This is a genomic window from Lysinibacillus sp. ZYM-1, assembly GCF_001308875.1.
GTDB lineage: Bacteria > Bacillota > Bacilli > Bacillales_A > Planococcaceae > Lysinibacillus.
The window spans coordinates 34631-41680 of the sequence record NZ_KQ465139.1; the positions used below are offsets into that span (position 1 = coordinate 34631).

The 7050-nt window shown below is 37.9% G+C and carries 5 protein-coding genes and 1 riboswitch; of the genes, 3 read left to right on the forward strand and 2 right to left on the reverse strand.

The genetic code is table 11. The annotated features are described in order from the left end of the window. Window positions 1-64 precede the first annotated feature (64 nt). The gene (gene pckA, locus AO843_RS20195; protein ID WP_054612870.1) at window positions 65-1651 is read right to left on the reverse strand and encodes a phosphoenolpyruvate carboxykinase (ATP); all 1587 of its coding nucleotides are present in this window, start codon (window positions 1649-1651) and stop codon (window positions 65-67) included. Between the two features lie 391 nt (window positions 1652-2042). Next, window positions 2043-2162, forward strand: a riboswitch (SAM riboswitch). Window positions 2163-2455: 293 nt separating this feature from the next. On the opposite strand from pckA, the gene metK reads away from it, so the two are divergent. Further along, window positions 2456-3652 (forward strand): methionine adenosyltransferase, encoded by a 1197-nt coding sequence (gene metK / locus AO843_RS20200; protein WP_054612871.1) that lies wholly within the window; start codon window positions 2456-2458, stop codon window positions 3650-3652. 176 nt (window positions 3653-3828) lie between these two features. Here metK and AO843_RS20205 read toward each other — a convergent pair whose 3' ends face one another. Beyond that, window positions 3829-4341, reverse strand: coding sequence for a gamma carbonic anhydrase (locus AO843_RS20205; RefSeq protein WP_054612872.1), 513 nt, complete (start codon window positions 4339-4341; stop codon window positions 3829-3831). A gap of 134 nt (window positions 4342-4475) precedes the next feature. Here AO843_RS20205 and AO843_RS20210 point away from each other — a divergent pair, with 134 nt between their 5' ends. Both AO843_RS20210 and AO843_RS20215 read left to right on the forward strand, forming a co-directional pair. Continuing rightward, complete coding sequence (locus AO843_RS20210) at window positions 4476-5282, forward strand: alpha/beta hydrolase (RefSeq protein ID WP_054612873.1); 807 nt, start codon at window positions 4476-4478, stop codon at window positions 5280-5282. Window positions 5283-5408: 126 nt separating this feature from the next. Then, complete coding sequence (locus tag AO843_RS20215; RefSeq protein ID WP_054612874.1) at window positions 5409-6917, forward strand: alanine/glycine:cation symporter family protein; 1509 nt, start codon at window positions 5409-5411, stop codon at window positions 6915-6917. Window positions 6918-7050 lie beyond the last annotated feature (133 nt).

Consider the following 7050-nt stretch of genomic DNA (forward strand, 5'->3'; position numbering starts at 1 on the left):
CTTACATTCATGGCAAAGAAAAAGAGAACGAATCATATCGTTCCCTTTGTCTTTTATCTAGTCGTTATTTTAATGGTCCACCAAGTGTAGTGATGGCTTCAGAAACGTTTGAGAATTTCTTGAAGTTTTCGTTGAATAAGCCTGCAAGTTCAGCAGCTTTTGTATCGTATGCAGTTTTATCTGCCCATGCTTCACGAGGGTTTAATACTTCTGAAGGTACACCTTCAACCGCTGTTGGAATGTGTAAACCAAACACAGCATCTTGTGTCGTTTCAACATTTGTTAATTTGCCATCGATAGCTGCGCGAACCATAGTACGTGTATAAGAAAGTTTCATACGGCTACCAGTACCATATTCGCCACCAGTCCAACCAGTGTTCACTAGGAATACTTGTGCACCATGCTCGTCAATTTTTTGACCTAACATTTCAGCATAAACTGTTGCTGGAAGTGGAAGGAATGGAGAACCGAAGCAAGTAGAGAAAACTGGTTCTGGCTCTGTTACACCACGTTCAGTTCCAGCAAGTTTAGAAGTGAAACCGCTTAAGAAGTGGTACATTGCTTGCTCTTTTGTTAATTTGCTGATTGGAGGTAATACGCCAAATGCATCAGCTGTTAGGAAGATGATTGTTTTCGGATGACCTGCAACAGATGGATCAACAATATTTTCGATGTATTGGATTGGGTATGCTACGCGTGTATTTTCTGTTAATGAACCATCATCATAGTCACAAATACGAGTTTCTGGATCAACAGCTACGTTTTCTAAAACAGAACCGAAGCGGATTGCATTGTAGATTTCTGGTTCTTTTTCAGCAGAAAGGTTGATTGTTTTTGCATAGCAACCACCCTCAATGTTGAATACACCATTATCAGACCAGCCATGTTCATCGTCACCGATTAGCATACGATCTGGATCAGCAGATAATGTAGTTTTACCAGTACCAGATAGACCGAAGAATAATGCCACATCGCCAGCTTCACCAACGTTTGCTGAACAGTGCATTGAAAGGATACCTTGTTGTGGTAATAAGTAGTTCATGATACCAAAAATAGATTTTTTCATTTCACCAGCATATTCAGTACCACCAATTAAGATAATTTTCTTTTCAAGTGATACGATGATGAATGTTTCAGAAGCAGTACCGTCAACCGCAGGATCTGCTTTAAAGTTAGGAGCTGAGATGACAGTGAAGTCTGCAACATGAGAAGTCAATTCTTCTTTAGTTGGACGGATAAATAATTGATGAGCGAAAAGGTTGTGCCAAGCGTATTCATTAATTACTTGGATGCTTAATTGTGAATCTTTGTCCGCGCCAGCAAAGCCATTGAATACGAATAATTCATCACGTTCTTTTAAATATTTTATTACTTTTACATACAGGTTATCGAACACTTCAGAAGAAATTGGTTGATTGACTTTACCCCAGTCAATTTGATCTTTTGTGCTTTCTTCTTCTACCGTATATTTATCTTTAGGTGAACGACCAGTGTATTTGCCAGTTTCTGCACGAACTGCGCCATCTACTGTTAACATTGCCTCACCACGAGATGTAGCTTTTTCTGCTAATTGTGGTACTGAAAGTTGAACATTAATGTTACCGCCGCTTAATAATTCCTTCAGTTCGTTTGCAATTTCTACTGAATTCATCGATTAAATACCATCCTTTTTTATAGTATTCCCTTGATTTAGAGGGATTTTTTCTTAATTTCAAAAATAGTATAACACAATTGCTTAAATAATCTATACTAATTAAGAAATTATTTTAGAGTTTTTATGACTTTTCAATAAACTGACAAAAAATAATGTTTTTCGAGTAGAAAACATTCAATCCTACAGTAAATTGGCTAAAATTTGAACCACACATATGTTACCACAAGATGCTAGGTATGTTGTAGGGATTAATTTGCTTCTATTTACATCATCATCCAAGTATGAAAAGTTTTATGATTATTAATTGTTCCTTCCTTTCTATACAGTAATACATAAGAAAATATTTGACAACGTTCGACCTTTTCAGTAACATGAAAATGAACGGATACTCTTATCCCGAGCTGGTGGAGGGTCAGGCCCTGTGAAACCCGGCAACCTGCATGAACTATTTCACGACATGCGTTGGTGCCAACCTGATGCAAGGGGAAACTCCCTTGAACGATAAGAGTGAAAGGTTAAGAAGTCATTATTCCTTTCCTCATGTATAGTAACGTGAGAAAAGGATTTTTTTATTGTTAAAAATCAATGTAAAGGTAAGTATATGTAGTTCTTTCCTTATTATAATAATGGCGGATCTTTCGAAATCCTCGTGTTAAAAGTAGTAGTTGTTTTTTCGCGAAAGTGAAATGACAGCAACAACGGCTTGAAAGTTCAATCCTTAGGAGCGGACTTGACATGGGTAATGAGTACCGTATTCAAACACAAATACTTTTTTTGTAAGAGTAATAGGAGGAAAACTAAATGACAAACCGTCGACTGTTTACATCAGAGAGTGTAACAGAAGGACATCCAGATAAAATTTGTGACCAGATCTCGGATGCCATTTTAGATGCTATTTTAGCAGAAGATCCAAATGCACGTGTGGCGTGTGAAACAACTGTAACAACAGGATTAGTATTAGTAGCAGGAGAAATTACTACTTCTACTTATGTAGATATCAAAGGTATCGTACGTGATACTGTGGCAGAAATCGGGTACACACGCGGTAAATATGGCTTTGATGCTGAAAACTTAGCGGTACTTGTAGCGATTGGTGAGCAATCTCCTGATATTGCTCAAGGTGTTGACCAAGCTTTAGAGGCTCGTGAGGGTTCTATGACAGACGCAGATATTGAAGCGATTGGCGCAGGGGACCAAGGCTTAATGTTTGGTTATGCATGTAATGAAACACCTGAGCTAATGCCACTACCAATTAGCTTAGCACATAAATTAGCACGTCGTTTAACAGAAGTTCGTAAGTCCGGTGAACTAGCTTATTTACGTCCGGATGGTAAAACACAAGTAACAATTGAATATGATGATAATAACGTACCTGTACGTGTAGATACAATTGTTATTTCAACACAGCATGATGAAGATGCAACACTTGAACAAATTCAAGCTGACCTGAAAAAATTCGTAATTGCGCCTGTTGTGCCAAGCGAATTATTAGATGCAAACACAAAATACTTTATCAATCCAACTGGCCGATTCGTAATCGGTGGGCCAAAAGGAGATGCTGGTTTAACAGGCCGTAAGATCATTGTTGATACATACGGCGGTTATGCTCGTCACGGTGGTGGTGCGTTCTCTGGTAAGGATGCAACAAAAGTTGACCGTTCAGCAGCATATGCGGCACGTTATGTAGCTAAAAATATTGTAGCAGCTGGCTTAGCAGAACGCGCTGAGGTACAGCTTGCTTATGCAATTGGAGTTGCACAACCTGTTTCCATTGCTGTTGATACATTTGGTACAGGAAAAGTGAAGGAAAGCGAAATTGTAGAATGGGTACGTGAGCTGTTTGATTTACGACCAGCAGGGATTATTAAAATGCTTGATCTTCGTCGACCAATCTACAAACAAACTGCAGCTTATGGTCACTTTGGTCGCACAGATTTAAATGTACCATGGGAACAAATTGATAAAGCTGACGCATTACGCGTAAAAGCACGTCTGTAAACTATTGTGCTAAAGTGCTAAAGTTGTTAGAAAATTATTCTAATGTATTATGAACAAAAGGGGCATTGCTGCCCCTTTTGTTTTTTCGCAAAAATGCCTCACCATTATTCCTTGAACAATTAATTGTCATGGAAGCGAGGGATTTTTTTATGATTATTAAATTTCTTTGTAAGTTTTTACTTTTGTAGAGATTTATAATACTGACCTTTTTCTGCGTATTCACGTACGATACGTTCCATATCCTCTTTATCCTCGTCGTTTAATTCTCGGACAACCTTGGCTGGACGACCTAATGCTAAGCTATTTGGAGGAATGACTTTACCAGGAGGCACTAGACTCCCAGCTCCAATAAATGCACCCTCCCCAATCTCTGCTCCGTCTAATATAATGGAGCCCATACCGATTAAGGCATTTTTTCGAATTGTACAGCTATGTAAAGTTACTTGGTGTCCTACCGTTACCTCGTCTTCAATAATGAGTGGAAACTTAGGACTTTGATGTAAGCAACAGAGATCTTGGATACTTACTCGCTTACCAATAATTGTTGGAGAAACGTCGCCGCGTATAACAGTATTAAACCAAATAGTTGTTTCAGCTCCAATTGTTACGTCTCCAGTAACTGTTGCGTAATCAGCAATAAAAACAGATGGATCGATCTTTGGTATTTTATCTTTAAAAGGATAAATCATGAGAATCGCCTCTTTTCTTTCTATAGATGTAGTATTATCGTATCAAATACGCAACTTTAAGGAAATATAAAATTAAAATGAGCTGTTATTTCGATATAATCAAAGTGTAATTATTTTTTAGGAGGACTATGTGAATGTGGAAATGGGAAGCTGAAGGACAAGCAAAGGCTGTGATTGCTATTCTTCATGGTGCTTATGAAAATCACCGTTGGTATGGATGGCTTATAGAGAAATTAAGATTGGAAGGCTTCCACATAGTCATGGGAGATTTACCGAATCATGGCGTGAATGCAAGGTTTGCCCGTGTCCATGATGAGGACTTCAAATTGTACAATAAATATACAAGAAATCTGGTTGAGAATGCATTTTCATATAATTTACCAACCTTTATAATAGGGCATGGACTAGGCGCGACATTAGTTCTTCATATAATGCAAAAGAAAAAGTATGAGTGCGCAGGTATTATTTTGACATCACCTTGGCTCCAATTAAAGCTATTACCAGGTAAATTATCAAATGCTCTAACAAGTCTGAGTGCATTAACAGCAAATGTTAAATTGACACATGACCTGACATTTGAGAAATTAACGCGTAGTGTGGAAGGTAGAGAAGAAATGAAGGATGATGTACCGTTCATGTCTGTTGTGTCAGTGAAATGGTATCGAGAGCTTCAACAGATGATGAAAAATTTAGTCATGTTGCCTAAGGAAGAATTTCCTAATATGCCAATGTTAATTATGACGGCTGAAAAAGATAAAATTACGGAGACTCGACAAACGCGAAATTGGCTTCATCAACAGGAGCTGACGGAGTTCCAGTTTAAAGAATGGGCAAATTGTTATCACAATTTATTTCATGAAGTAGAGCGTGAAGAGATTTTTATGTATATTCGAGATTTTATCAACAATGCCCTTAGACGAATTGGCTATATAATAAAATAGGTTCCCAACCTTCCAAATAATAGGATATCTACTTAAATATTGTTACTCAAATATAATATTGTAATTTTCTGAAAAGTGTAATAATATAGTGACTTAAAGTAAGGTAATCCAAATTGGAGGGGTAAAATGGATATAGTTGTTGGTAAGATAAATGACATTTTATGGGGCCCGTGGTTTATTTATGGTATCTTATTGATTGGGCTTTTTTTCTCAGTCATTACGAGGTTCCTGCAAGTAAGGCATATTAAAGATATGTTTGTATTAATGTTTAAAGGGGAGAAATCAGAAAAGGGGATTTCCTCCTTCCAAGCAATGTCTATCGCATTATCAGGTCGTGTGGGTACAGGAAATATCGCCGGTACTGCAACAGCAATTGGGATGGGGGGACCTGGTGCTGTCTTTTGGATGTGGGCAATCGCTTTCATTGGTGCGGCAACCGCATATGTAGAGTCAACATTAGCTCAAATCTATAAAGAAGAGAAAGATACTGAATATCGTGGTGGACCGGCCTATTACATAGAAAAAGGAATGGGTCAAAAATGGTTTGCAGTGATTTTTGCTATAGCTGCTTTGATTGCAATGTTAATACTCATGCCAGGAGTGCAATCTAATGCCATTGCGGGAGCTGTTGAAAACGCTTTCGGTCTTGAAACTTGGATTACAGGACTTATTATTGTTGTTTTATTAGGTGCCATTATTATTGGGGGCGTTAAATCAATTGCAAACGCTGCTCAAATTATTGTACCTTTCATGGCATTAGCTTACATTATTATGGCTATTATTATTATTGCTATGAATATTTCAGAGGTTCCATCTGTCTTTGCTTTAATTTTCTCAAGTGCATTTGGGGCACAAGAAATTTTCGGAGGTATTATTGGCTCTGCAATTGCTTGGGGTGTTAAAAGAGGAATCTATTCAAACGAGGCAGGTCAAGGGACGGGGGCACACCCTGCTGCCGCAGCTGAAGTATCTCATCCTGCTAAACAAGGGATTGTCCAAGCAGCATCTGTATACATTGATACATTATTAATTTGTTCAGCTACAGCCTTTATGATTTTATTTACTGGTATGTACAATGTACAAGATGAAAAGGCGGCTGAAGGAACAGACCCATTTATTCATGTTGGGGAATTCAATAAAGATGGCTTAACGGGTGATGAGCAAATGACATTTGCTAAAAGTATTCAAGAAGGTGCTGCGTATACACAATATGCAGTTGAATCATCATTACCTGGATTTGGTGCACCATTCGTAGCCATTGCACTATTCTTCTTTGCCTTTACAACGATTATGGCTTATTACTATATCGCTGAAACAAACGTTGCTTATCTATTTAGAGGTGGTACCGAAAAGATTTTCATTTGGATTGCGAAAATTGCCATTTTAGGTGCAGCATTCTATGGTACAGTCCGTACGTCTGAACTGGCCTGGGCAATGGGGGATGTAGGTCTTGGTTTAATGGTATGGATTAACGTTCTGGCTATTTTAATTATCATGAAACCAGCTATTGTGGCTTTAAAAGATTACGAGAAACAGAAAAAAGAAGGAAAAGATCCTGTCTTTGATCCTCGTAAACTAGGCATTAAAGGGGCAGATTTCTGGGTTGACTATAATGAAAAACGCGAAAAAAAGTAGTTAAAGAGAAAGGCTAACTAATAGACTATTAGTTAGCCTCAGACTGTAGACAAAAGCCATCGAGAAGTTCACTCTCGATGACTTTTGTCATTTTTCTTTCTCTTTCATTTTCAATATTTGGTAAATCACTGCC